Source organism: Vibrio sp. OPT20 (genome assembly GCF_963889365.1).
GTDB classification, from domain to species: Bacteria; Pseudomonadota; Gammaproteobacteria; order Enterobacterales; family Vibrionaceae; genus Vibrio; species Vibrio splendidus.
Window position 1 is genome coordinate 1 of the sequence record NZ_CAWPOA010000012.1, and the last position, 207, is coordinate 207.

At 46.9% G+C, this 207-nt stretch carries 1 rRNA gene; it reads left to right on the top strand.

The window, feature by feature from the left end:
- Positions 1-207: ribosomal RNA gene (locus tag AACR09_RS00895) — 23S ribosomal RNA — on the top strand; the annotation flags it as partial.

Below are 207 nucleotides of genomic sequence, written 5' to 3' on the forward strand. Positions count from 1 at the left end.
GGGAACTGAAACATCTAAGTACCCCGAGGAAGAGAAATCAACCGAGATTCCGAAAGTAGCGGCGAGCGAAATTGGATTAGCCCTTAAGCTTTTAATGATGCAGGTGAAGAGTCTGGAAAGTCTCGCAATAAAGGGTGATAGCCCCGTAACCGACACATCATAATCAGTGAAAACGAGTAGGGCGGGACACGTGATATCCTGTCTGAA